The sequence below is a fragment of the Stenotrophomonas sp. HITSZ_GD genome (assembly GCF_029543105.1).
Taxonomy (GTDB): domain Bacteria; phylum Pseudomonadota; class Gammaproteobacteria; order Xanthomonadales; family Xanthomonadaceae; genus Stenotrophomonas_A.
The window spans coordinates 176,776-202,657 of the sequence record NZ_JARQXB010000001.1; the positions used below are offsets into that span (position 1 = coordinate 176,776).

The window sequence follows — 25,882 nt, forward strand, 5'->3', positions numbered from 1 at the left end:
GGGTCAACGGCTGGCGCGGATGACGCCGCACGCGAGGCGCGCGCCGGCATTTCCGCTGGGCTGGCTGCGGTAATCGTCGGGATCGGCATGCACGATGAGCGCCTTGCCGAGGATGTCGTTGCCCGCGCCGGTACCCAGCGCGACGCCGCCGAGCACGAAGTCCAGGTGGACGACGCCCTCGGCGTCGGCGACGAGGTTGTCCATGTCGCCGAGATGATGCGGGCCGCCGCCGTGGCGCCCGTGCGCGCTGGCGGTGGGATTGAAGTGGGCACCGGCGCTGCTGGCATCGACCGCGCTGCAGTCACCGCGTTCGTGCACGTGGAAGCCGAAACTGCCGCCCGCCCGCAGCCCGCCCACCGTGCCGGTCAGGCGCACGCCCTGCGGCATCGGCAGCAGAACGATGCGGCCGCTCACCAGGCTGCCGGAGGCCGAGGCCAGTGCCGCTTCGGCCTGGCGCACGCTGCTCACCGGCGCCGGGGGCAGCGGCGGTGGCGGCTTGGAAGGCGGCGCGCTGCTGCAGGCGGTCAGCGCCAGCAGCGCAAGGACGGACAGGACACGGCAATTCACGGGCACGGGTTTCCTCCGGACATGGGGCACGCTAGTGGGGCCGGCGTGCAGGGGCCATGAATGGTCCCCGCGCCGCTCAGCGGCGCCGGCGTCCGGGGCCCAGTTTACGGGTCACGGTATTTCGCCCCACGCCCAGCCGCGCGGCGGCCTCGGCGCGCCGCCCTTGGGTGAACTGCAGCGCGACCTCCAGCAGCGCCTTGTCGAAGCGCTCGCGCGCCTCGGCGTGCAGGCCTTCCGCACCCGCCCCGAGGCGCTGGCGCGCCCACTCGGAAAGATGCGCATCCCAGTCGGCGCCCTCGCCGATACCCGCGCCCGCGGAGCGGCGCGTGCCACGCGAGAGCGCCGCTTCGACATCGTCGGCGGAGATCAGGTCGGTGACCGTGAGCGCGGCCAGCCGCCAGCACACGTTCTCCAGTTCGCGCACGTTGCCCGGCCAGTCGTAGGCGCGCAGCACTTCGAGCGCCTTGGCCGACAGCCGCTTGGGCGGGGTATCGAGCTTGCGCGCGGCCATGGCAAGGAAGTTGTCGGCCAGTTGCGCCACGTCGGCACGGCGGTCGCGCAGGGGCGGCAGGTGCAGGCGCACCACGTCCAGCCGATGCAGCAGGTCGGCGCGGAAGCGGCCCTGTTCCACCAGCGCCTCCAGGTCCTGGTGGGTGGCGGCCACCACGCGCACGTCGACGCGGATCAGCTCGCGCCCGCCCACCCGGAAGAACTCGTTCTCCGCCAGCACACGCAGCAGGCGCGTTTGCAGCGGCAGCGGCATGTCGCCGATTTCGTCCAGGAACAGCGTGCCGCCGTTGGCCTGCTCGAATCGTCCGATGTGGCGCTTGGCCGCACCGGTGAACGCGCCGGCTTCGTGGCCGAACAACTCGCTTTCGAGCAGTTCGGCCGGAATGGCGGCCGTGTTCAGTGCGACGAACGGCGCGCGGGCCCGCGGCGATTCCTGGTGCAGCGCGCGCGCCACCAGTTCCTTGCCGGTGCCTGTTTCGCCGTTGACCAGCACCGACAACGGCGCCTGCGCGAGGCGGCCAATCGCGCGGAACAGCGCGCGCATCGCCGGCGTATCGCCAATCAGCTGCGGGGTGCCGGGCACGCTGGCCGGGGTGGGCGTGCTGGCGCCTTCGTCGGGCAGCGCGCGCGCGGCCAGGGCCACCGCGTCGTCCAGGTCGAACGGTTTGGAGAGGAATTCATGCGCGCCGCCGCGGAATGCGCCCGCCGTGCTGGCCACGTCGGTATAGGCCGACATGACGATGACCGGCAGTTGCGGGTGCGCGGCCTTGAGCTTGTCCAGCAGCACGAGCCCGTCTTCGCCGGGCATGCGCACGTCGGTGAACAGCAGGTCCGGCGCGGGGCGGTCGCGCAGCGCGGTCAGCGCGGCGCCGGCGCTGTCGAAGCCGTCCACCTGGTAGCCGGCATCGCGCAGCGCGGTGGACAGCACGAAACGCACCGATCGGTCGTCGTCGACCACCCAGATGCGTTGCGAGGCGGGATCAGACATGCCCAGGCTCCTTGCCGGTGTCCAGCACCGGCTGCGGCAACAACAAGGTGAAAACCGTATGCCCCGGCCGCGAGCGGTAGGTCAGCGAGCCGTGGTGCTCGCGCGCGACCTGCTGCGCCAGCGCCAGCCCCAGCCCACTGCCGTCGGCGCGCCCGCTGACCAGCGGCAGGAACAGGTGCTCGGCCAGTTCCTCCGGCACGCCGCTGCCGTCGTCGACGATCTCCAGGCGCAGCGCCATCGCGTGCACGTGGTCGCGGATGCGCTGCCCATGCTCCACGCGCGTGCGCAGGCTCACGGTACTGGCGCCGGCCTGGATCGCGTTGCGCACCAGGTTCCAGACCGCCTGGGTGAGGCGGTCGGCATCGCCGAGGATTTCCGGAATGCTCGGGTCGTAGTCGCGCTGCAGGCGAACCGACCAGCCGGCCTCGCTTTCGGCCAGCCGCAGCACGCGTTCGAGCACGGCATGGATGTTGAGCCGGTCGTGCGGCCCGGCCGGTGCCGGCGACAACAGGCGCTCGAGCAGCGTGTTGAGGCGCTCGATCTCCGCGCCGATCAACTCGATCAGTTCGCGCTCGTCCTGGTCGCGGTTGACCGCGCGCCGGGCCAGCAGCTGCGCCGCACCCTTCAGCCCGGCCAGCGGATTGCGCAGCTCGTGCGCCAGCCCCTTCAGCGCGGCGCTGAGCGCGCTGGGCAGGGCATGCGTCGGGTCGGGCGAGGGAAATTCGTCGACCGGGTGCGCTTCCAGCAGCCACCCGCCGTCGTCCAGGCGCGACAACCAGCCCTCGGCGAAATGCGGCGCCTCGCCCGGCAGGCCGATGGCCACCCGGTGCAGGCGCAGCATGTCCGGCTCACCGTGGTCGATGAAGCGGGCCAGCGCGTCGCCCTCGATCTCCAGCGCGGCCAGCGGCTGGTCGATGAAGCGGCGGGCGCTGATCCCCAGCCAGCGGGCGAAGGCGGCGTTGACGCCCAGCACCCGCCCTTCCGGGCCGGCCCAGGCAACGGGCGTGGCCAGGCTTTCCAGCAGCGGCGCGGAGGGGGTCATCGGCATTGCACCAATGTAGTGCAAAGCCATGGCCGCCGGGGTGAACCGGGACCCGCGCCGCGCGCAGGGGTGCGCTCAGGGCTGGCGGCGTTGGCGCAGCAGGGAATGGAGGATGCGGGCGTCCTCGGCGTCGAGGGCATCGCCCAGGTCGTCGCGGCCGCGGAAATGCCGGTGGAAGGCGCGCGCCGCATCGGCCGGGCTGTCCAGCGGATAGCCCAGGGCCTGCAGCCCGAGCCAGGGATCGAAGCCGGGTGGCGCGGCGGTGTCGGCCGGGTCGGGCCATTCGCCGTAGCCGGCCGCGGCGAGCTGGTCCCACGGGAACCAGCGGCTGGGATCGACCTTGCGCGACGGCGCGAGATCGGCATGGCCGATGACTTGGCTGCGCGGGATGCGCCACCGGGTGCACACGTCGTCGAGCAAGCGCAGCAGCGTGGCGATCTGCTCGGGCGGGAATGGCGAATGCCCGTCATTGTCCAGCTCGATGCCGATGGACGCGGAGTTGACGTCGCTGATCGTGCCCCAGCGCCCGGCGCCGGCGTGCCAGGCGCGGTCGGCCTCGGAGACCAGCTGGAACAGCGAACCGTCCTTGCCCACCAGGTAGTGCGCGCTGACCTGCCCGCCGCTGTTGCGCGTACGCAGGGTGTCCAGGCTCTGCTGCACCGAGTCCTGCTCGGTGTGGTGGATCACGATCAACACCGGCTGGCGCGCGTTGAAATTCGGCGAGGCCACCCATTGCGCCATCGGGTTGCGCGGTGCGTGCGCGCAGGCGGCCAGCAGCAGGGCCAGGCACGGGATCAGCAGCAAGCGCAGGGCGCGGGTCATGCCCCATTGCAACGGCAGCGGTCCGGCAATGCAAGCCATGTGGTGCGCGTGGCGGGAAGGGCGTGCAGGGGCGGTGGCGCATATCGACCTCGACATCGTGTGATGCGGGATGGCCCTGCCCCCGGGAGCGCATCCGTTTTCGAACGCCGCCGGGCCAGCCGGCCCGGCGGATACCTCCGGCCCGCGCACCAGGCGCGGGCCGGTCACGCGGATCAGGACTCGTAGGCCGATTCGCCGTGCGAGGTGATGTCCAGGCCCTCGCGCTCGGACTCTTCGCTCACGCGCAGGCCGAACACCAGCTTGGCGATCAGGAAGGACACCACCGACACCACGCCGACCCAGCCCAGGGTGATCAGCACGCCCTCGGTCTGGATCCACACCTGGCCGAGCATGTCGTAGTCATCGCCCTTCTGGCCGCCCAGCGAGGCGGCGCTGAACACGCCGGTGAGGATGGCGCCGATGATGCCGCCCAGGCCATGCACGCCGAACACGTCCAGGCTGTCGTCGGCCTTGAGCAGGCGCTTGAGGCCGGTGACGCCCCACACGCACAGCACGCCGGCGATGAAGCCGATGGCGATCGCGCCGAACGGGCCGACGGTGCCGCACGCCGGGGTGATGCCGACCAGGCCGGCCACCATGCCCGACGCCACGCCCAGCGCGGAGGACTTGCCCTTGATGATCTTCTCGGTGAGCGACCAGCCCAGCACCGCGGCGGCGGTGGCCAGCAGCGTGTTGAGGAAGGCCAGGGCCGCGCCGGCGTTGGCTTCCAGGTTGGAGCCGGCGTTGAAGCCGAACCAGCCCACCCACAGCAGCGAGGCGCCCACGAAGGTCAGGGTGACGTTGTGCGGCTTGATCGCCTCGCGGCCGAAGCCGGTGCGCTTGCCCACGAAGTACGCGCCCACCAGGCCGGCGATACCGGCATTGATGTGCACCACGGTGCCGCCGGCGAAATCCAGCGCGCCCTTCTCGAACAGGAAGCCACCGGTCGCCCACACCATGTGCGCCATCGGCAGGTAGGCGAAGGTGAACCACAGCACCGAGAACAGCAGCACCGCGGCGAAGCGCGCGCGCTCGGCGAACGCGCCGACGATCAGCGCGCCGGTGATGCCGGCGAAGGTGCACTGGAACGCCACGAACACGAACTCCGGCAGCGCCACGCCCTTGGTGAAGGTCGCCGCCAGCGTGGTGACGTCCACGCCCTTGAGCAGTGCCTTGTCGAGGTTGCCGATCCACGGGCCTTCGCCCGAGAACGCCAGGCTGTAGCCGTATACGACCCACAGCACGCTGATCAGCGAGAACACGACCGCGACCTGGATCAGCACCGACAGCACGTTCTTGGCGCGCACCATGCCGCCGTAGAACAGCGCCAGGCCGGGCACGACCATCAACAACACGAGCAGAGTGGAGGTGAGCATCCAGGCCACGTCGCCCTTGTCGACGGTCGGCGCCGGTTCGGCGGCGGCCGGGGCTTCGGTGGCCGGTGCGGTCGCGGCGGCGGCGGCGTCGAGCGGTTCGCTCGTCACCTCCGGCGTCGGGGCCGGCGTGGTCTCGGTGGTGGGTGCCGGCGGCGCGGCGGTGTCCTGCGCATGCGCCGAGAACGCGGTGACCGCGAAGGCGCTGAGCAGCATCATCAGGGAAACAGCGTAGAACCGGGTCTTCCACCCGGCTGCGAGCACGTTCTTCATGTGGGCCTCCGGAAGGGTTAGAGCGCGTCCGCGCCGATTTCGCCGGTGCGGATGCGCACCACCTGTTCGACCGGGGTGACGAAGATCTTGCCGTCGCCGATCTTGCCGGTGCCGGCGGCGGACTGGATGGCCTCGACCACGGCGTCCAGGCGCTCGTCGGTCACGACAGTCTCGATCTTGATCTTCGGCAGGAAATCGACGACGTACTCGGCGCCGCGGTACAGCTCGGTGTGGCCCTTCTGGCGACCGAAGCCTTTGACTTCGGTCACGGTGATGCCCGACACGCCCGCCTGCGAGAGTGCTTCGCGCACCTCGTCAAGCTTGAACGGCCGGATGATGGCGGTGATCAGTTTCATGCGCATACCCCGATGGTGGATGGAACCGGCCTGCGCGACGACGGCCGGCAACGACGTTCACCCGGATGCCATGACGGCATCCCTTCAGCGCGGAGCGGCAGCGGGCCCCCGGCGAACACCATCCGCGTGCGGACGACATCCACCATCGTGGGAGAGGGCGAAGGCCCGCGACCGGCATCCGGTCTCTCTTGCCCCTGGAAAAACGGTTCTCTCCCGGTACAGCGCGATACGGCGGTGGAACACCCTGCCCCCACGGCTCCCCAGCCGTGGAAGAGGGCGGCGACGACGAAGGTGGGAGGGGGAGCCTTCGTCGTCGCCAGTTGCTCGGTGCGTCAGATCGAGTAGTACAGCTGGTACTCGAGCGGATGGGTCGCGGCGCGGAACTTGGTGACTTCCTGCATCTTCAGCGCGATGTAGCCGTCGATGAAGTCGTCGCTCATCACGCCGCCGGCCTTCAGGAACTCGCGGTCCTTGTCCAGCGCTTCCAGGGCCTGGTCCAGCGAGGAGCAGACCTGCGGGATCAGCTTCTCTTCTTCCGGCGGCAGGTCGTACAGGTCCTTGTCGCTCGGCGCGCCCGGGTCGATCTGGTTCTTGATGCCGTCCAGGCCGGCCATCATCAGCGCGGTGAAGGTGAGGTAGCCGGACTGGATCGGGTCGGGGAAGCGCATCTCGATGCGGCGCGCCTTCGGGTTGGACACCCACGGGATGCGGCACGAAGCGGAGCGGTTGCGCGCCGAGTAGGCCAGCATCACCGGCGCTTCGAAGCCCGGCACCAGGCGCTTGTAGCTGTTGGTGCCCGAGTTGGCGAACGCGTTGATCGCCTTGGCGTGCTTGAAGATGCCGCCGATGTACCACAGCGCCAGCTGCGACAGGCCGCCGTAGCCGTCACCGGTGAACAGGTTGGTGCCGCCCTTGGCCAGCGACTGGTGCACGTGCATGCCCGAGCCGTTGTCGCCGACGATCGGCTTGGGCATGAAGGTCGCGGTCTTGCCGTTGCGGAAGGCCACGTTCTTGATGATGTACTTCATGGTCAGCAGCTCGTCGGCCTTCTTGACCAGCGAGCTGAACTTGGTGCCGATCTCGCACTGGCCGGCGGTCGCCACTTCGTGGTGGTGCACTTCGGTCTCGATGCCGACCTGCTCCAGCGTCTTGACCATTTCCGCGCGCAGGTCGTGCAGGGTGTCGGTCGGCGGGACCGGGAAGTAACCGCCCTTCACCGCCGGACGGTAACCGCTGTTGCCGCCCTCGATCTTGGCGCCGGTGTTCCAGGCCGCTTCTTCAGAATCGATCTTGAAGAAGGTGTTGCCCATGTCGTTGCCGAAACGGACCGAGTCGAAGATGAAGAATTCCGGCTCCGGGCCGAAGAACGCCTGCTCGGCGATGCCGGAGGACTTCAGGTACGCCTCGGCGCGCTTGGCGATGCCGCGCGGGTCGCGCGCATAGCTCTGCATGGTGGCCGGGTCGAGGATGTCGCAGGTCAGCACCACGGTCGGATCGGCGTAGAACGGATCCAGGTAGGCGGTGTCCGGGTCCGGCAGCAGGACCATGTCCGACTCGTTGATGCCCTTCCAGCCCGAGATCGAGCTGCCGTCGAACATCTTGCCTTCCTCGAACAGGGAGGCCTCCACGATGCTGGCGGGGAACGTGACATGCTGCTGCACGCCGCGCATGTCGACGAAACGCAGGTCGACGAACTCGACCTTGTTGTCCTTGATCAGCTTTTCAACGTTTTGCAGGGACATCGGATGCAACCTCGAGGGCTTGGTGACAGTGATGGCCAAGTGAAAGCAATCGCCGTGCCAAGTGCGCCGCGCATCCAAGCCATTGATTCCAAAGGCGCGCAGGTCTACTGAGTCAGCCGGCATCGCACCATTTAAGTGCATTAGACCATCAACGCACCAAATTGGGACGACGGCGAATGCTCTATGCTGGAGCGCCCCTTCCAAACCCCCTGCGCGCCGATGTCCGACCTGCTTTCCGCCCTGCTGCTGGGCATCCTCGAAGGCCTCACCGAATTCCTGCCGGTCTCCAGCACCGGCCACCTGCTGATCGCCGAGCACTGGCTCGGCCGCCGTTCGGACTTCTTCAACATCGTCATCCAGGCCGGCGCGATCCTCGCCACCACCCTGGTGCTGCGCAAGCGCCTGTGGTTCATGGCCACCCACCTGCACGAGCGCGACAACCGCGACTACGTGGCCAAGCTGGCAGTGGCCTTCCTGGTTACCGCGCTGGTCGGCCTGCCCGTGCGCATGGCCGGCTGGGAGCTGCCGGAGACCCTCGTGCCGGTGGCGTGGGCGCTGGTGATCGGCGGCGTGTGGATGATCCTGGCCGAAAGCTGGGCCTCGCACCTGCCGCCGCGCGACGAGGTGACCTGGAAGGTCGCCATCGCCGTGGGCCTGGCGCAGGTGGTGGCCGGCGTGTTCCCCGGCACCTCGCGCTCGGCCTCCGCGATCTTCATTGCCATGCTGCTGGGCCTGAGCCGGCGCTCTGCCGCGGCCGAATTCGTGTTCCTGGTGGGCATTCCCACCATGTTCGCGGCCAGCGGCTACGCCTTCCTGGAACTGGTGCGCCACGGCGGCATCGGCCACGAGAACTGGCTGGACGTGGGCGTGGCGTTCGCCGCGGCGGTGGTCACCGGTTTCGCGGTGGTGAAGTGGTTGCTGGGCTACATCAAGACCCACCGCTTCACGGCGTTCGCGATCTACCGCATCGTGCTCGGCGTGGCCTTGCTGCTCTGGCTGCCGGCGGCCTGAGCCCCATCGTCATCGCCGCTGAACCTGCTGCCGGTTATTCCATCGCCCGTCCCGACAGGAGTCCTGGCCCATGAAGACCTTTCCCTGGCTGCTGTGCGTGCTGGCGTTGACCGCCTGCCACGGCCCGGCCCAGCCCCCGGCCGAACCGGTGGCGCCCTCGCCGCCCGCGCCCGAGGCCACCGCGCCGGTACCGCCGGCCACCCCGGCCGAGTCGTCGCCGGCGACGACGCCCGCCGCCGGCGATCTGTCCGGCGTGCTGGCGCGTTTCCACTGGCGCCTGGCCGAGGCCACCGATGGCCGCGGCCAGAAGCTGGCGGCGCTGTTCGCCGGCGATCCGCCCCTCCAGCTCGACTTCGCCAACGGCCGGGTCTCGGTGGACCACCTGTGCAACCGCATGTCCGGCAGCTACACGTTGGCAGGCGACAAGCTCGCCCTCGGACGCATGGCCTCGACCCTGATGGCGTGCACCGACGCGGCGAAAAATGCCCAGGAGCAGGCGGCCAGCGAATTGCTCGCCGGGGAATTCGCGTTGTCGTTGGACGCCGCCGCGCCCTCGCTGCTGCTCACGCGGCGAGACGGCACCACGCTGCGCTTCGCCGGCGAGGAAACGGCGCAAAGCCGCTATGGCGCGGCCGAAACGGTATTCCTGGAAGTCGCGCCGCAGACCAAGCCCTGCCCGCATCCGCTGGTGAAGGACAAGCAATGCCTGCAGGTGCGCGAAGTGCGTTATGACGCGCAAGGCCTGCGCCAGGGCACGCCGGGGGAATGGCAGCCCTTCTACGAAGACATCGAGGGCTATACGCACCAGGACGGCGTGCGCAACGTGCTGCGGGTCAAGCGCTACACCCGGCCGAATCCGCCGGCCGATGCGTCCGCCCACGTGTACGTGCTCGATCTCGTGGTGGAGACCGAGCAGGTTCGTTGACGACAGCGCGCGTCGCGGCGAGCGCCGCGACGCGCGGACTCACCCCGCCAACTTCGCGTTGAGCGTGTAGGTTCCCCACACCGAGGCTTCGGCCAACACGTGGCCCTGCGCGGCGCGCAGCACGTCGGCGGCCGAGAAGCGCGCCGGTACGTCGAGCTGGGCCACGTCCAGCGCGAACAGGCGGAAGAAATAACGGTGCACGCGCTGGTCGTTGAACGGCGGGTACGGGCCGTCGTAGCCCAGGTAGTCGCCGCCCATCTGCGCGTCGCCGGCAAACCACTGCGTGTAGCTGTTCAAGCCCTGGCGCGCGCCGGCCGGGCCGGTGGGCGCGGTCTTGCCCTTGGCGGTGACGCCATCGCTGGCGCTGCCCGCGGCGATCTCGCGCACGTCCGCGCCGATGTCCACCATCGCCCAGTGCACGAACTCCGTGCGCGGCTGGTCCAGCGGGATCTCCACGTCCTGGCGGCCCACCAGTTCCGGCACGGTCGGCACGTCGGGATCGATGCACAGCAGGGCGAACGAGCGCGTGCCGGCCGGCACCTCGTCCCAGGCCAGCTGCGGATTTCGGTTGCCGCCAAAGCCGGTCGGCACGCCCATGGCGAACTCGCCGGGAATCGGCTGGCCGGGCGGGAAACTGGTGGTGGTCAGGCGCATGCGGAAGTCTCCAGCGGGGGAAATGGCATCAGTCGACGGTATAGCCCAGGCGCACGGCGACCGGGGTCAGCAGGTCGATTTCGTCGGCCAGCAGCGCGCGGTAATCGCGCCAGCGGCCACTGGCCATGCGCGGCGCGCCCAGCGACGGCAGCACCGGGAAGGCAATGCCGAAGGCCTGCTGCAACAGCGCCGCCACGGCCTGCGGGTCGTTCTCGATTCCGTCCAGGCGCAGCAACTTGTGCGGATACAGATCCTGCTCGTGCAGCGTGGCCACCTGCGCGAGGCTGTCCGCCAACCAGCGCGCGGCGTCGGCGGCCGAGTCCACGGCCAGCGGCAGCGGGGCGCCGAACGCCAGCCAATCCAGCAGCATGTCGCGCGGGTCGCGCAGCACGATGGCCAGGCGGCCTTCCGGCAGGTAGGGCCGCAACGCCAGCAGCAGGCTGTTGTCCCACCAAAGCAACCAGTCGATCAGGTTGCCGTCCTGGATGCCGCGCGCGGGCAGCGCGGCCTTGAAGCTGTTCACGACCTCGGCCGCACCCACCTTGCCCTGGGCCAGGTTCTGCACGGTGCGGTAGCTCTGCAGCGCGTCGGCCGGCGCGGGCTGGCCGTAGCGATCGCGCCGCATCACCGGGCTGGCCGCGGCCATCACCTGGGCCACGCGCTCGACGTGCGAGCCCGGCGCGCCCCACAGGAACAACGGGCGGGAGGCGACCTCCGCGGGCACCTCGGCCAGCGCCGGCCAGGTCTTGGGCAGGCTGGCCGCGTGCGGCGGCAGCGGCAGGCGGTACTGCGCCTGTTCGGCATGGAACGCGAGCCAGGTGGCGAGCGCGGCGGCGCGGTCGCCCGCACGATCCTGCACCTGCGCCAGCCAGGGGCGCATCACGGTGCGGTCGCGCTCGTGCATGCCTTCGATCAGCTGCTCCACGCACGCGATGGCCGCCGACGGGTCGCGCTCCAGCAATGCCTCGACGATGCGCTGCTCGCCACTGAGCCGGCCCGGTTCGATCGCCACGATCTGCCGCGCCACCATCTCTGCCTCGTCCGCGTGGCCTTGCAGGTCGTGCACGCGCATCAGCGCCTCCAGCGCAGGCACGAACTCGGGCATCGCCTCGACCCAGCGCTCGGCCACTTCCAGCGACTCGTCGCTTTCGGCCGCCGCCAGGGCCAGGCGCGCGGCCCATGCGTCATGCGCGCGCGGCTGCTGCGTCAGCAGCGCATCGAGCACGTCGCGTGCCTCGTCGGCGGTGCCGAGCTGCTGCCAGGCCACGAGCAGCGGCTGCAACACGGCGCGATCCGGCACGCCGGTTTCCAGCGCGCGGCGCAGGTGGGCCACGGCTTCGGCCGGCTGGCCGGCGCGCAGGTGATATTCGCCGGCGAGGCGGCGCATCACCGGGGTATCGCCGCCGGGCAGGGCCATCACGCCGTGGATCGCCTCGATCGCCTCGGCCACATGGCCCTGGCGGAAAGCCAGCTGTGCCATGAAGGCCCGCAGCTGCGTCCCCGGCGGCTGCATCTCGATCACGCGGGCGAACGCGCGTTCGGCGAAGGCGTAGTGCTCCTTGGCCAGGTAAGCGAAACCCAGCGCGAACAACACCTGCGGGTTGTCGGGCATCTGCTCGGCGGCGCGGCTGAGCAACGGCAGCGCGCGATCGGCATCGCCACGGCGCAGCGCCACGATGCCATCGAGCGTGAGCACCTGCGGATGCTCGGGCTTGACGCGCGCGGCCAGGCGGCGGAGGCGATCGGCTTCATCGATGTCGGCGCGGGCGACGGCCAGGTGCGCCTGCATCACGTAGGCCTCGAACTGGTTCGGGTCCAGCGCGGTGGTGCGGCTCAGCGCCGCGCCGGCCGCGTTGGTTTCGCGCAGTGCCAGCAGCAAGCCGGCCTGCAGCAGGTGCAGGTCCGCATCCTCCGGCGCCAGCGCAATGGCCTGGCGCAGCGCGGACAGCGCCGCCTCGGCCTGCCCCTGCTGCTGCAGCGACAACGCCAGCCAGCGCAGCGTGCGTGCGCTCTCCCCTTCGGCGGCAATCCACTCGCGGGCCAGGGCCACGGCGTCGTCGGCCGCGTTGCGGCGCAGGGCTTGGATGATCTGGTCTTGCATGGGGCGTCCGGCTGGAGGGCAAACCCCTATTGTAGCGGCGCTGGCGCGCGGGCCCGGCTCAGCGGTCCGCGCCCAGGCGGTCGGCCACCCAGCGCTCGGCGAACCCGTCGCCGCGGGCGTTTTCCAGAAAGCCGCAGTGGCCGCCCCAATGCGCGATCTCCAGGTGCGCGCTGGCCGGCAGGTGCCAATGCTGGAAATCGCCGAAGGGGATCACCGGGTCGTCCTCGGCCATCAGGATGTCCGAGGGCACCTGCAGCGGGGCGAGGCGGTCGCCGGCGATGGAGTAGCTGTCGAAATAGGCCTGCAGCGAGCCATGCCGGGTGTGCCGCTCGGCCAGCCAGGCCATCAGGCCGCGCATGTCCAGGGCCAGCGTGGCGTCGTCGTAATGGTGCTGCTCGGGAAACAGCGCGCGCTTGCGCAGCAGTGACTCGCGCCATTTGCGGCGGAAGTACCAGTCGTAGAACTGCGGGCCGGCGGCGATGCTGTCCATCGTCGTGGCCGGGTCCAGCAGCGGGCACACGGCGGCCACGCGTTCCAGCGGCAGGCCGGCGCCCGGCGCACGCAGCGCCAGGCGCAGCACGTGGTTGCCGCCCAGCGAGTAGCCGGCGGCCAGCAGCCTTGGCGCGGGAAAGCGCTGCCACAGGTCGCCGGCGGCGTTGACCACCTCGTCGATGCGGTCGGAATGGAACAGGTCCACATTGAGGTGGTGGGTGCCGCCGTGGTCGCGGAAATTGAGCCGGAACACCTGGTAGCCCATGCCGATCAGGCGCGCGGAGGTCATGCGCATGTAGCTCGAATCGGCGCTGCCTTCCCAGCCGTGCAGCAGCAGCACGGTGGCGCGCGGGGCGATATCGCGCGGCACGTCGAGCCAGCCCTGCAGGCGCACGCCGTCGCCGCCGTCGAGGATGTGCGAAGTGCTGACCGCGCCGCTGGCGCTCATCAACTGCTGCCCGCGTCGCCGCCGCAGCACGCTGGAGCCCAGCACGGACTGGACGTGGGGATTACGCAGCCAGCGTGGGGGCTGGTACTGGTCGACGCTCAACATGTGCAGCTCCCTACGGCGTGGGGGTGCCGGAAAGAACAGGGGCTCGGGCAGGGCCGGCCGGCCACGTCGTCTCAGGACTCCATGGCCGCGACGATGCGCGCGCGGGATGTTTCGGCGATGCGCCGGCGGCCTTCCACGTCGTGGGCGGCAATCGGCTGCAGGAAATGTACCTCGGCCACCCGCGAGGGCTCGCCGAGCAGGCGCAGGAAATTGGCGAAGAAGCTCTCGCGCGCGCCAAAGGCCACGATGGTCTGCGCGTTGCCGTGCTCGCCATAGCGCAGGGCCACCGGCTGCACCGGCACCTGCGCCTCGACCGCGGCCTGGAAGATGCGCGCATGGAACGGGCCGACCTCGTGCCCGCCGCGCGTGCGCCCTTCGGGAAAAACGCCCACCGACTTGCCCTCGCGCAGCCGCGCGAGCATTTGCTGCAGCACCCCGCCCAGCGATTCGGTGCTGCCGCGCTGGTGGAAGATGGTCTGCCCGCGCGCGGCCAGCCAGCCCACCAGCGGCCAGCCGGCGATCTCGCGCTTGGCGACGAAGCCCATCACGCGCTGGCTGTGCAGGATGCAGATGTCGATCCAGCAGACATGGTTGGCGACGAACAGCGTCGGACCGGGCAGCGGCGTGCCGAAGCGGCGCAGGCGGAAGCCGAAGATGCGCATCAGCGTGCCCTGCCACCAGCGGATCATCACCTGCTCGAGGGTGTCGTCGGCGCCGACGCGGATGCGCGCCAGCGGCGGCACCACGATGCAGGCCATGGTCACCGGCAGCCCGAGCACCACGTGCAGGACCAGCAGCGGCACGCGGTACAGGTACCGGAACCAACGCAGCGTGCCGCCGGCGTCGCGCGTAGCGGACAGGGATGACTCGCTCATTTCAGGGACGTTACCGGAAACGCGTGGGGAAGGAACGGGGCTATTGTGGCAGCACTGGCGGCCGCGCGCAGGTCACATGGCCGGGCAGGCGTGTTCCAGCGGCGGTACCGCCATCGCCGGGCCTCAGGCCGTGTCCGGGCGCGGTACCACGGCCAGGGTCAGGCGCGAGGCGCAAACCCGCCGGCCCTGGTCGTCGACGATGCCGATCTCCCACACGTGCACGCTGCGCCCCACGTGCAGGGCGCGCGCGGTGCCGGTCACCCGGCCGGCGGTGACCGCCCGGATATGGTTGGCGTTGATCTCCACACCCACGCACATGTGCCGGGCGGGGTCCACGCACAGGTTGCCGGCGCTGCTGCCCAGGGTTTCGGCCAGCACCACCGAGGCGCCGCCGTGGAGCAGGCCATAGGGCTGGCGGGTGCGGGCATCGACCGGCATGGTCGCGCTGATCCAGTCCTCGCCGGCACCGGTGAAGACGATATCCAGGTGTTCGAGCATGTTGCCCCGGCTCAGGGCGTTGAGGGCGTCGATCGACACCGGTTCGCGGAACACCATGGTCAGTCTCCAGGACGGCTCAGAGGATGGGCACCAGCCCGGCGCCGAAGGCGGTCAGCATGCGCACCAGCAGCCACTTCGGGCCGACGTTGACCTCGGGGAAGTCGCCGACCGGCTGGTAGCACTGCAGGAACTTCGGGTCCTGCCGGCGCAACGGCCAGGGGCAGTCCGGGCCGGGCTTGAATTCGTAGTTGGTCGCGTAGCGCCATGGCCAGAAGTCGAGGATGGGCAAGGCCTCGGACACCTTGCCCACGCTGTAGTTCAACCCGGACAGCACCGGCGGCTTGCCGCGCGGGGCCACGACCCACGAATTCTCCGGCTCCATGTCGCGCTCGATGCTGGCCGCCAGCGCCTGGGCGAAGGCCGGATCGTCGATCACCACAGCCCCTTCGGTGTTGTAGTTCTCGCTGCGCGGGTCGAAGTTGTGGGTGCCGATCACCCCGACCCGCCGATCCACCACCAGCGACTTGGCGTGCAGGCCCATGCGCGCGCCCTCGCGCGTGACCGGCAGCGGGCGGCTGGAAGGCCGGGTGCTGAGGAACGAGGGCCGGGTCTCGGCGCGCTGCACGCGGCGGTCGACCTCGCTGCCGCCCGCGCGACGATCGCGGTCGCGATCGCGCTCCGCGCCGCCGGGCGCTCCGCTGCTGCCGCGCACCGCATTGCCCACCGCGCTGCCGCCGACCACGCGGTGCTCGCGCGCGCCGCCTTCCGCGCCAAACGGCAGCCGCACCAGGTTCTCGTAGTCCACCGGTGCATCCAGCGGGAACGGCTTGTACTCGTAGATGTTGAAGCCCAGCTCGCGCAGGTTGCGCCGCTTGTACTTGTAGGAGAGCGCGTAGACGATCGGGTTGTCGGTCGCCGCCAGGCTGTTGGTCGATACCACCACCCGCGGCGCATCCGTACGCGCGCGCAGGTCGCGGAAGATTTCCTGCGCCGGGTCGGAGAGCACCAGGTAGGGCGTCTGCAGCAGCACTTCCTCCCGCGCGCCGGCGATCAGGCCATCGAGCTCCGGCGCGGTGGACACCGCCTGGCGCGGATGCTCCTTGCGGTGCTTCTGCGGCAGGTCGGCCACGTAGAGCACCTTGCGCACCGGCAGGGCGGTCTCCACGAAGCGCTCGGCGATGAAGCCCTCGTCGGCGGCCTCCTCGCGCACCCGCTCGATGCGCTCCGGATGCTGGAACTGCGCCGGCGGCATCGCCGGCACGCCCCCGCGCAGCAGCGTGCGGCCCACGTCGTTCAGGCGCTCGGCCGGCACGCTGCGCTGCGCGCGCCAGAAGGCCTCGAAGTTGTCGGCCATGCGCCGCGCCTCCGGGCCGGCGACGACGACATCGCGGTCGCGGAAGTTGTACTCGGCGTCCCAGTCGTAATAGTCGTCCTGGTAGTTGCGCCCGCCGACCACGCCCACCACGCTGTCGATCACCAGCAGCTTGTTGTGCATGCGCTGGTTGAAGCGGCGGAAGCAGCACAGCACGCTGCCGGCGTAGTCGAAGTAGTTGAGCTTGGCCTTGCCGAAGGTGGGGTTGTAGATGCGCAGCTCGAAGTTCTGGTGCGCGCCGGACAGCGCGCCGAGGATCTCCAGGTCCGAGATGGCCGAGAGCTGGTCGATCAGCACGCGCACCTTCACTCCGCGCCGCGAGGCATCCAGCAGCGCGTCCATCACCAGCCGCGCGCTGTCGTCCTTGTCGAAGATGTAGGTCTGCAGGTCGATGCTGCGCGTGGCGCTGTGGATCAGGTTGAGCCGCGCGACCAGGGCCTCCTCGCCATGGTCCAGGATGGTGGCGTAGTGGCGCGGCTGGACGTCGGTGGATTCGGCCATCGCCCGGCCGCCCAACGCGCGCAGCGGCGAAGGCTGGGCGCAGCGGTCCTCGCGCGCGCAGCTCACCGTGGTGTCGCGCGCGGCCGCGGCGATCGCCGCCGCGCGGTCGCGCTGGCTGTGCGACAGGCCCGCACAACCGCTTGCCGTCAGCATCAAGGCCAGCGGCAGCAGGTACCTCCAGACACGATTCACGGCCCGGGCGCCTCCTGAAGACGCGCACGCAGGATGAAGGTCACCCTGTCGCCCAGGGCCACCTGCCAGCTATCCATTCCGTAACGTCCCCGCAGGACGGTGCCGCGACTGATCACGTCGCAATCATAACCGGCACGGGGGCATTCGGCCGGCATGACGGTCAGGGTCTCGGTGTGGCCGATGCCGCGGATGCTCAGCCGGCCGACGATATCCCCGCCGCGCACGGTCACGCCCGGGTCGTAGGGCTCCGAATCGAACTGCACCAGCGGAAAGCGCTCCACGTCGAAGAATTCTTCCCCGCGCATCCACGCCGTGTAGCGCGGCTTGCCGGGAATCTCGACCTGGCGCGCATCCATGCGCAGGCGCACCTGGTGGCGCCCGTCGGCCAGCTTGAGTACTTCACCGTCGAAGCGCGGGAAGACCCCTTCGATCTTCTGCCCGAAGCGGGTGCGGATCTCGAAGCCGCAGCGCGAGCGCGCCACGTCCAGCGCCAGGCGGTGCGCGCCGGCCGGGATGGCGACAGGCGAGGCCGGCGCCGGGGCGGCCGGTTGCGCGGCACCCGGCCGCGCCCACAGCAGCGCCAGCCCCAGGCAGGCCGCGCGTGCCGGTGTCAGGGCCACCAGAAGGCGGTCAGCCGGGCGATACCCGGCTCGATGGCCGCCTCCAGCGGCAGCGCCAGCAGCGCGACCGACGCGGTCGGCATGCCGCGGTAATCGCCGGACTGGCCGCTGTGCATCAAGGCCACCAGCCGCTCCAACCCGGGGTTGTGGCCGACCAGCAGCAAGCGCTCGCACTCGCGGTGGTCATCGATCAACGCGGCCAGGGTGCCCGGAGTCGCTTCGTAGATGCGGTCCTCCAGGCGCTGCTCGATGTAGCCGGTCAGGCCCAGCACCGCCTCGAGGGTTTCGCGGGCGCGCCGCGCCGGCGAGCACAGCACCCGGTCGGGCACCAGCCGCTGGTCGCGCAGCCAGCGGCCGGCGGCTTCCGCCTCGGCCAGCCCATGGGGCGAGAGCGGGCGGTCGAAATCGGCCTGCCCCGTATCGGCCGGCTCGGCGTGGGCATGGCGCAGCAGGATGAGTTCGCGCATGGGCAGTCCGTCAGGAGGAGGGTCAGGCCTTGAGCCACTTCAGCAGCGGCTCCCAGTCCTGCTGGTGCTCGCGGACCTGGGCGGAGCGGTAGTCGAACAGGCTGCGGCCCAGGCCGGCCAGCACGACGTAGGCCTGGGTATCGCGCAGCTGGGCCACCAGCGGGTACGGCCAGCCGCCGATCATCTCCACCGCCTGCTGGGCCGTCTGGGTCCATGGCTTGCTGCGGTTGAGCACCAGGCCGACCGGCAGCTTGCGCTGGTGGATGCGCGGCACCTTGGCCAGCGTGTTGAGGAAGCCGACCACCGCCTCGATGTCCAGCGCCGAGGCCAGCACCGGTACCACCACGGCGTCGGCGCGCTCCAGGAAGGGCATCAGGTCTTCGGCCATGGCGCCGGCCGGGGCATCGATGATCAGCTGGTCGGCGTCGTCGGGCAGCTGCGCGTCCCATTGCCGCCGGCGGGTGGCGTCGATCGGCAGGACCGCGCTCTCCAGCCCGGCGCGGCGTTCGGCCCAGCGCATCGAGGATTGCTGCGGATCGGCATCGGCCAGCACGGTGCGCCGGCCTTTCAAGGCGGCATGGGCCGCCAGGTTGGTGGCGATCGTGGTCTTGCCGACCCCGCCCTTGGAGCCGGCTACCAGGAACGTCTTCATGCACGCCTCGCTTCCGTGAACCTGCGCCGAGCGTACACCGGGGCCCGGTGAGGGGATAGTCGAGGGCGACGTTCCGCCCCCGTCCTCGCCCCTGCTATGTTGGCGCCCGCAAAGGAGCGCCCATGAGTGAGCTGCAGGACCTGACCGCGCTGATCCGCGCCAGTACCCCGTTGATCGTGATCGAGACCCAGGAGGAGCAGCGCATCGTCGAGCTGTTCCGGCAGAGCCTGATGCAGGTCTGGCGCGCGCTGTACCGCTGGACCATCACCGAGGGCCTGCGCCGCATCGACCTGGACCGCGAAGACCCGCCGGAAGGGCCGCCGGACGCCAGTGCGGTGCTGCAGGTGATCCGCCAGGCCGACCAGCGCGGCGTCTACCTGTTGCTGGACCTGCACCCCTACCTGGGCTATGCCTCGCACCAACGGCTGCTGCGCGACATCCTCGAACGCCGGCATTGCCAGCCGCACGTGTTGGTGATGATCGGCGCCAAGGTCGAACTGCCGCCGGAGCTGGAGCCGCTCGCCACCCGCTTCAGCCCGCGCCTGCCGGACGCGCACGCGCTGCTGAAGATGTTGCGCGAGGAAGCGGCCGACTACGCGCGCGAACACGGCGGGCGACGGGTCGAGGTCGACCACGAGGTGGCCCAGCAGATCCTGCGCAACCTCAAGGGCCTGGGCCTGCGCGACGCGCGTCGCATCGCCCGCCAGCTGATCTTCGGCGACGGGGTACTCAACCAGGACGACATCCCGCAGCTGGCCAGGCTCAAGTTCGAGCTGCTCAACCGCAGCGGCCACCTGCACTACGAGTACGACAACGCGCGCTTTGCCGACGTGGCCGGCGCCAACCGCCTGAAGCGCTGGATCAACCAGCGCCGCGCGATGTTCGTTTCCGGCAGTGCGCCGGCCGGGCTGGACCCGCCCAAGGGCGTGCTGCTGCTCGGCGTGCAGGGCTGCGGCAAGTCGATGCTGGCCAAGGCCACTGCCGCCGGCTTCGGCGTGCCGCTGCTGCGGCTGGACTTCGGCAGCCTGTACAACAAGTATCACGGCGAAACGGAGAAGAACCTGCGCGATGCGCTGGCCTCGGCCGAACAGCTGGCCCCGTGCGTGCTGTGGATCGACGAGATCGAGAAAGGCCTGGCCAGCGGGGGCGAGGACGGCGGCGTGTCGCGGCGCGTACTCGGCTACCTGCTGACGTGGATGGCCGAACGCCAGGGCCAGGTGTTCATCGTGGCCACCGCCAACCAGGTGCATGAACTTCCGCCCGAGCTGCTGCGCAAGGGCCGCTTCGACGAGATTTTCTTCGTCGATCTGCCCGCGCCCGACACCCGCGTGGAGCTGCTGCGCCTGCATCTGGGACGCCGTGGGCTGGACGCGGACACCTTCGCGCTGCCCGCGCTCGCCGCCGCCAGCGACGGATTCTCCGGGGCGGAGATCGAGCAGGCCATCGTCTCGGGCCTGTATGCCGCGCATGCCGAGCAACGGCCGCTGGACGATACGCTGCTGATGCAGGAAATCCGCGCCACGCGCCCGCTCTCGGTGTTGATGGCCGAACAGGTGCAGGCGCTGCGCGATTGGGCCCACGAGCGCACGGTGCCGGCGGACTGACGCTTCAAGCCCCGCGTGCGAGCACCCACGCCCAGGCGGGCAACGTCAGCAGCGAGAGCAGGATGCTATAGCCGACCATCGCCGCCGCCAGGCGCGGGGCGAGGCGATGGGAGATCGCCAGCGCGGCGGCGGTAATCATCGTCGGCATGGCGGTTTCCAGCACGTTGGCTTGCAGGCGTTCGCCCTGCAGGCCAAAGGCCAGCGACAGCGGCCAGGCCAGCAACGGCAGCACCAGCAGCTTGAGCAGCAGGCCGGCACCCAGCGGCCGCAGTTCGGCGGCCGGCAGGCGCAGTTGCAGCGAGAAGCCGACCGCCAGCATCACCAGCGGCAGCATCGCATCGGACAGGCTCTTGAGCGCGGCGCCGATCCAGGCCGGTGGCTGGGCGGGCATCACCGTCAACGCGACCAGCAGTGCCCACAGCGGCGGAAAGCGCGCGATGCGCAGCAGGATCTGGCCGGTGGTGGGCGGGGTGTCGCCGCTGTAGCGCGCCAGCACGTAGAGGCCGAAGGTCGACAGCAGCACGAAGGTGCCGAACTGGTCGTACACCACCGCGTAGGGCAGCGCATGGTCGCCCAGCAGCGCGCGGATCATCGGGTAGCCAATGAAGCTGGAGTTGCTCAGGCCCACGCACATCAGCAGCACGGCGTGCTCGTCGCGGCGCAGTTTCAGCAGGCGCGTGCACACGGTCACCAACCCGACGGTGACGGCGGCCAGCACCCACGGCGTGGCGACCAGCGCCAGCAGCGAGCGGTCCAGGTGCAGGCGGGGCACGTAGGTGAGCACCGCCGCCGGCAGGCACAGGTAGAGCACGATGCGGTTGAGCACCTCGGCGCTGTTCTCCGGCAGCACGCGCAGGCGCGCGAACAGCAGGCCCAGGCCGAGGGTCAGCAGGATCAGGGCGAAGGCGTCCAGGGCCATGGGGGAACGTCGGCCTCAGCGCCCGGTGGACACGGCGAGGGCGCTCATGCGAAACACCTGCACGGACAGCGCGCGCCATGGCCCGCGCCCAACGCATGGACCGGCGACCGCGAGGCAGCCCCCGGTCCGCGCCTCATGGCCAGGCGGGCGGGTTGGCCTGCCAGGCCGCCAGCACGGCCGCCAGCGCGGCGCGTTCGTCGTCGCGCCAATCGGGCAGCAAGGTGGCGAAATTGCCTGCATCGCCCCACTTGTCGGGCCAGGTGCGCACGGCGGCGGCGAACCACGCCACGGCTTCGTCCTTGCGGTCGAGTTTCCACAGCGTCAGGGCCAGCGTCGGCGGCAGCCAGTTCGGCGTGGCCGGCCGGCCGCCGCTGAGCGTGATCCACTGGTGCAACGCCTGCTCCGGATCGCCGGCGCGCAGCAGCGCCCAACCGTAGTTCCAGGTGGCCTGGCGGTACTGCTGGCTGCTGGTAGGTACCGCGGCCAGTGCCGCCTTGTAGAGCTGGTCGCCCAGTTCGCGACGTCCGCCCTCCAGGGCCAGCGTGCCCAGCTGCACGCGCGCATCGACGGCGCGTGGGTCGCGCTGCACGAGGGCGGCCAGCTTGTCGACCGCCGCATCGCCTTCGCCGGGCACCACCACCATATGGCGGGTGGTACTGCGGTCCTCGTCGAAATAGAACTCCTTGGGCTTGGGCACGGCCTGTGCCCAGACACTTCCATAGACCATGCACACGGCCAAACCGAAGGCCATGCGCCATGCATGCGTTGTCTTCACGTTCAATTCCCCCTAAACCGAAACACCCGTCCTCCCACCCTGCATCCTAACCGCACCAGCGCACAAGACACGAGTGCGGGGGGTCACAGAAGAAGCCACTGTTACAATCGCCGACCGCGCGGCCTCCTCGCGGAGCCGACCTGCCAACCCCGCCGGGCCAGCCATGACCAGCACCGCCGAACTTACCTCGCCGTCTTCCGCCAACACACCGGCGATCGGCACCCTGGACCGCGACTACACGTTGGAGCACAAGTACACGCGCACGGACGGGCGCATCTACCTGTCCGGCGTGCAGGCGCTGGTGCGCCTGCCGCTGATGCAGCGCCTGCGCGACGAAGCCGCTGGCCTGGACACGGCGGGGTTCATCAGCGGCTACCGCGGCAGCCCGCTGGGCGGTTTCGACCTGGAGCTGTGGCGCGCGCGCAAGCACCTGGATGCGGCGAAGGTGAAATTCACCCCGGGCCTCAACGAGGACCTGGCCGCGACGATGGTGTGGGGCACGCAGCAAACGCACCTGTTCCCCGGCGCCACCGTCGATGGCGTGTTCGGCATGTGGTACGGCAAGGGCCCGGGCGTGGACCGCACCGGCGACGTGTTCAAGCACGGCAACGCCGCCGGCACCTGGCGCCACGGCGGCGTGCTGGCGCTGGCCGCCGACGACCACGCCTGCCGCAGCTCCACGCTGCCGCACGGCAGCGAAGACGAGTTCGTCAGCGCGATGATGCCGATCCTCAACCCCGCCGGCGTGCAGGACATCCTGGACCTGGGCCTGGTCGGCTGGGCGATGAGCCGGTACACGGGGCGCTGGATCGGCTTCAAGACCATCGCCGAGACGGTGGAGTCCTCCGCCTCGGTGCAGGTGGACCCTTTCGCGCGCCGCATCGTGCTGCCGGAAGATTTCGACATGCCGCCCGGCGGCCTGGGCATCCGCTGGCCGGACCCGCCGCTGGACCAGGAAATGCGCCTGCACCGCTATGCGGTGAAGGCCGCGCAGGCCTTCGCGCGCGCCAACGGCATCGACCGCACGGTGATGGATGCGCCGCACGCGCGCCTGGGCATCGTCACCACCGGCAAGAGCTACCTGGACGTGCTGCAGGCCCTGGAATACCTCGGCCTGGACGAGGCCGCGTGCGCGGCGATCGGCATCCGCGTGTACAAGGTCGGCATGACCTGGCCGCTGGAGCCGGTGGGCATCACCCGCTTCGCGCAGGGCCTGGAAGACATCGTGGTGGTGGAGGAGAAGCGCGCCTTCATCGAGCGGCAGATGAAGGAGCTGTTCTACAACTGGCCGGCGAGCCAGGGCGCGCGGCCCAGCATCGTGGGCAAGTACGACGAGGCCGGCGAGTGGATCCTGCCCTCCACCGGCGAGCTGACCCCGGCGACCATCGCCGCGGTGATCGGCAAGCGCATCCAGCGCTTTTTCAACACCGAATCCATCGAGCAGCGCCTGCGCTGGATGGACGCCAAGGAAGCGGAGATGGCCTTGCCGCGCGCGCAGTTCCCACGCGTGCCGCACTACTGCTCCGGCTGCCCGCACAACACCTCCACCGCCGTGCCGGAAGGCTCGCGCGCCATGGGCGGCATCGGTTGCCACTACATGGTGACGTGGATGGACCGCGCCACCGACACCTTCACCCACATGGGCGGCGAAGGCGTGACCTGGTCCGGGCAGGCGCCGTTCACCGAGACGCCGCACGTGTTCCAGAACCTGGGCGACGGCACGTATTTCCACAGCGGCACGCTGGCGATCCGGCAATCGGTCGCCACCGGCGTCAACATCACCTACAAGATCCTCTACAACGACGCGGTCGCCATGACCGGCGGCCAGCCAGTGGACGGCACGCTCACCGTGCCGGACATCGCCCGGCAGATGCATGCCGAGGGCATCCACACCATCGTGGTGCTGAGCGACGACATCGCCAAGTGGTCGCGCCGTCGCGACCTGTTCCCCCACGACACCGAGTTCCACGACCGCAGCGAGCTGGACGAAGTGCAAAAGCGCCTGCGCACGGTGAAGGGCGTGAGCGTCCTCATCTACGACCAGACCTGCGCGACCGAGAAGCGCCGCCGCCGCAAGCGCGGCAAGCTGGTGGACCCGCCGAAGCGGGTAATGGTGAACTCGCTGGTCTGCGAGGGTTGCGGCGACTGCGGCGAGAAGAGCTTCTGCGTCTCGGTGCTGCCGAAGGAAACCGAGTTCGGGCGCAAGCGCGAGATCGACCAGTCCAACTGCAACAAGGACTATTCGTGCGTCTCGGGTTTCTGCCCGAGCTTCGTCACCGTGCATGGCGGGGCGCCGCGCAAGGGCCGCCGCAGCGATGCGACCCACCTGCTCGACCACCTGCCCGCGCCGGTGCTGCGCACCGACCTGGCCGAGCCCTGGAACATCCTGATCACCGGCGTCGGCGGCACCGGCGTGGTGACCATCGGCGCGCTGCTCGGCATGGCTGGCCACCTGGAAGGCAAGGGCGCCACCGTGCTGGACCAGACCGGCCTGGCGCAGAAGGGCGGTGCGGTGACCACCCACGTGCGCATCGCGCGCACGCCGGAGGACATCCACGCCGTGCGCATCGCCGCCGGTGAAGCGGACCTGGTGCTCGGCTGCGACATGGTGGTGGTGAACGACTACTGGGCGCTATCGAAGGTGCGCCCGGAACGCTCGGAAGTGGTGCTCAACACCTACGAGGCGATGCCGGGCAGCTTCACGATGCGGCCGGACCTGCAGTTCCCGGCAGCGGAGATCATCGCCGGCGTGCGCGTGGCGCTGGGAGGCCGCGAGCCGCAGCTGCTCGACGCCACCCAGCTGGCTACCGCGCTGCTGGGCGACGCCATCGCCGCCAACCTCTTCATGCTGGGCCATGCGTGGCAGCAGGGGCTGGTGCCGGTGTCGTTCGATGCCCTGATGCGCGCCATCGAACTCAACGGTGCCGCAGTGCAAATGAACCAGCAGGCGTTCGCCTGGGGCCGGCTGGCGGCGATCGACCCGGAAGCGGTGCAGCAGGCCGCCGGCCTGGTACGCAACCGCCAGACCGCCGAGGAGCGCAAGCCGCATCACCTGCAATCGCTGCCGCCGCTGGACTGGGAAGGCAACGAGGGCGGCGCCACCGCCGCGCCGCGCGATACCGGCAACGGCCCGGCCGTGCGCGGGCTGCCGCCGGGCGACGACGACGCGCTGGCGTTCGGGCCGATGGACGACGCGCGCCTGTCGCGCTCGCTCGACGAACTCGTCGCGCGCCGCGTCGCGTTCCTCACCGAGTACCAGGACGCCGCTTACGCGCAGCGCTACCGCACTCTGGTGGAACGCGTGCGCGCCGCCGAACAGGCGCGGGCGCCGGGCTCCACCGCGTTGTCCGAGGCGGTGTCGCGCTACTACTTCAAGCTGATGGCCTACAAGGACGAATACGAGGTCGCGCGGCTGTACACCAGCGGCGATTTCAAGCGCCGCCTGGAGCAGCAGTTCGAAGGCGACTACCAGGTGCGCTTCCACCTTGCGCCGCCGCTGCTGGCCAAGAAGGACGCCGAGGGCCGCCTGGTGAAACGCGAGTACGGGCCCTGGATGTTCAAGGCATTCGGGCTGCTGGCCAAGCTGCGGTTCCTGCGCGGCGGTGCGTTCGACGTCTTCGGCTATACGGCCGAGCGACGCGGCGAGCGGCAGTTGATCGCCGACTACGCGCGCACCGTGGACACGCTGCTGGAGAAGCTGGACGCGGACAACGTCGGCCTGGCCGCGCAGATCGCCGCCATCCCCGAACACATCCGCGGCTACGGGCACGTCAAGGAAGCGCACCTGCACGAGGCCAAGGCGCGCGAAGCGGCGCTACTGGCGCAGTGGCGCAACCCGAAGGCGCTGCATATCGTGCAGGCCGCCTGATGCGGTGATGGCCGCGTCCTCCCCGGTGGGGACACGGCCTGGCCGGCGCTCGATTCTTCCGGCAGGCCCGGCGGCCGCGCGCATGTAGGCG

The 25,882-nt window shown here is 70.2% G+C and carries 22 protein-coding genes; 4 read left to right on the forward strand and 18 right to left on the reverse strand.

Features of this window, described 5'->3' with window-relative positions; genetic code table 11:
• Positions 1-3: 3 nt before the first annotated feature.
• From P6166_RS00945 to glnA, 7 genes are all read right to left on the reverse strand, one after another.
• A complete protein-coding gene (locus P6166_RS00945; protein ID WP_277762664.1) occupies positions 4-573 on the reverse strand; it encodes a superoxide dismutase family protein in 570 nt (189 codons plus the stop codon).
• Between the two features lie 70 nt (positions 574-643).
• The gene (ntrC, locus tag P6166_RS00950) at positions 644-2,065 is read right to left on the reverse strand and encodes a nitrogen regulation protein NR(I) (protein ID WP_277762665.1); all 1,422 of its coding nucleotides are present in this window, start codon (positions 2,063-2,065) and stop codon (positions 644-646) included.
• A complete protein-coding gene (locus P6166_RS00955) occupies positions 2,058-3,113 on the reverse strand; it encodes an ATP-binding protein (RefSeq protein ID WP_277762666.1) in 1,056 nt (351 codons plus the stop codon). The genes ntrC and P6166_RS00955 overlap by 8 nt, the downstream gene beginning before the upstream one ends.
• 69 nt (positions 3,114-3,182) lie before the next feature.
• Entirely contained in the window at positions 3,183-3,929 is a 747-nt protein-coding gene (locus P6166_RS00960; RefSeq protein ID WP_277762667.1) for an N-acetylmuramoyl-L-alanine amidase, read from the reverse strand.
• 212 nt (positions 3,930-4,141) lie between these two features.
• Positions 4,142-5,614 carry an ammonium transporter gene (gene amt, locus P6166_RS00965; RefSeq protein WP_277762668.1) on the reverse strand — a complete coding sequence of 491 codons (1,473 nt, stop codon included), beginning with the start codon at positions 5,612-5,614 and terminating at the stop codon, positions 4,142-4,144.
• Positions 5,615-5,631: 17 nt separating this feature from the next.
• Positions 5,632-5,970 carry a P-II family nitrogen regulator gene (locus P6166_RS00970; protein ID WP_057644140.1) on the reverse strand — a complete coding sequence of 113 codons (339 nt, stop codon included), beginning with the start codon at positions 5,968-5,970 and terminating at the stop codon, positions 5,632-5,634.
• Between the two features lie 332 nt (positions 5,971-6,302).
• Positions 6,303-7,712: a type I glutamate--ammonia ligase gene (gene glnA / locus P6166_RS00975; RefSeq protein ID WP_277762669.1), complete on the reverse strand. Its 1,410-nt coding sequence runs from the start codon at positions 7,710-7,712 to the stop codon at positions 6,303-6,305.
• Between the two features lie 219 nt (positions 7,713-7,931).
• Between glnA and P6166_RS00980 the strand changes: the two genes are divergently transcribed.
• Both P6166_RS00980 and P6166_RS00985 read left to right on the forward strand, forming a co-directional pair.
• Positions 7,932-8,723, forward strand: a complete 792-nt coding sequence (locus P6166_RS00980; protein ID WP_277762670.1) for an undecaprenyl-diphosphate phosphatase — start codon at positions 7,932-7,934, stop codon at positions 8,721-8,723.
• 70 nt (positions 8,724-8,793) lie between these two features.
• Positions 8,794-9,648 (forward strand): DUF4377 domain-containing protein, encoded by an 855-nt coding sequence (locus tag P6166_RS00985; RefSeq protein ID WP_277762671.1) that lies wholly within the window; start codon positions 8,794-8,796, stop codon positions 9,646-9,648.
• Positions 9,649-9,687: 39 nt separating this feature from the next.
• Here the strand turns inward: P6166_RS00985 and P6166_RS00990 are convergent, their stop codons facing one another.
• The 9 genes from P6166_RS00990 to P6166_RS01030 all read right to left on the reverse strand — a co-directional run bounded on the left by P6166_RS00990 (position 9,688) and on the right by P6166_RS01030 (position 18,625).
• Positions 9,688-10,302 carry a YbhB/YbcL family Raf kinase inhibitor-like protein gene (locus tag P6166_RS00990; protein WP_277762672.1) on the reverse strand — a complete coding sequence of 205 codons (615 nt, stop codon included), beginning with the start codon at positions 10,300-10,302 and terminating at the stop codon, positions 9,688-9,690.
• A gap of 28 nt (positions 10,303-10,330) precedes the next feature.
• Positions 10,331-12,403, reverse strand: a complete 2,073-nt coding sequence (locus tag P6166_RS00995) for a tetratricopeptide repeat protein (protein ID WP_277762673.1) — start codon at positions 12,401-12,403, stop codon at positions 10,331-10,333.
• Positions 12,404-12,461: 58 nt separating this feature from the next.
• Positions 12,462-13,448: an alpha/beta fold hydrolase gene (locus tag P6166_RS01000; protein WP_277762674.1), complete on the reverse strand. Its 987-nt coding sequence runs from the start codon at positions 13,446-13,448 to the stop codon at positions 12,462-12,464.
• A gap of 71 nt (positions 13,449-13,519) precedes the next feature.
• Entirely contained in the window at positions 13,520-14,323 is an 804-nt protein-coding gene (locus tag P6166_RS01005) for a lysophospholipid acyltransferase family protein (RefSeq protein WP_277762675.1), read from the reverse strand.
• A 123-nt stretch (positions 14,324-14,446) separates the two neighbouring features.
• Positions 14,447-14,878 carry a hotdog fold thioesterase gene (locus P6166_RS01010; protein WP_277762676.1) on the reverse strand — a complete coding sequence of 144 codons (432 nt, stop codon included), beginning with the start codon at positions 14,876-14,878 and terminating at the stop codon, positions 14,447-14,449.
• A gap of 19 nt (positions 14,879-14,897) precedes the next feature.
• Positions 14,898-16,847, reverse strand: coding sequence for a phospholipase D family protein (locus tag P6166_RS01015; RefSeq protein ID WP_277762835.1), 1,950 nt, complete (start codon positions 16,845-16,847; stop codon positions 14,898-14,900).
• 35 nt (positions 16,848-16,882) lie between these two features.
• A complete protein-coding gene (locus tag P6166_RS01020; protein WP_277762836.1) occupies positions 16,883-17,401 on the reverse strand; it encodes a YceI family protein in 519 nt (172 codons plus the stop codon).
• 95 nt (positions 17,402-17,496) lie between these two features.
• Positions 17,497-17,973, reverse strand: coding sequence for a histidine phosphatase family protein (locus tag P6166_RS01025; protein WP_277762677.1), 477 nt, complete (start codon positions 17,971-17,973; stop codon positions 17,497-17,499).
• A gap of 22 nt (positions 17,974-17,995) precedes the next feature.
• Positions 17,996-18,625: a ParA family protein gene (locus tag P6166_RS01030; RefSeq protein ID WP_277762678.1), complete on the reverse strand. Its 630-nt coding sequence runs from the start codon at positions 18,623-18,625 to the stop codon at positions 17,996-17,998.
• Positions 18,626-18,747: 122 nt separating this feature from the next.
• Between P6166_RS01030 and P6166_RS01035 the strand changes: the two genes are divergently transcribed.
• Positions 18,748-20,229 (forward strand): AAA family ATPase, encoded by a 1,482-nt coding sequence (locus P6166_RS01035; protein ID WP_277762679.1) that lies wholly within the window; start codon positions 18,748-18,750, stop codon positions 20,227-20,229.
• 4 nt (positions 20,230-20,233) lie between these two features.
• On the opposite strand, the gene P6166_RS01040 is transcribed toward P6166_RS01035, so the two are convergent.
• Both P6166_RS01040 and P6166_RS01045 read right to left on the reverse strand, forming a co-directional pair.
• A complete protein-coding gene (locus tag P6166_RS01040) occupies positions 20,234-21,148 on the reverse strand; it encodes an AEC family transporter (RefSeq protein ID WP_277762680.1) in 915 nt (304 codons plus the stop codon).
• Positions 21,149-21,281: 133 nt separating this feature from the next.
• A complete protein-coding gene (locus P6166_RS01045; RefSeq protein WP_277762837.1) occupies positions 21,282-21,899 on the reverse strand; it encodes a tetratricopeptide repeat protein in 618 nt (205 codons plus the stop codon).
• Positions 21,900-22,086: 187 nt separating this feature from the next.
• Here P6166_RS01045 and P6166_RS01050 point away from each other — a divergent pair, with 187 nt between their 5' ends.
• Complete coding sequence (locus P6166_RS01050; protein ID WP_277762681.1) at positions 22,087-25,791, forward strand: indolepyruvate ferredoxin oxidoreductase family protein; 3,705 nt, start codon at positions 22,087-22,089, stop codon at positions 25,789-25,791.
• The last annotated feature ends 91 nt before the right edge of the window (positions 25,792-25,882 follow it).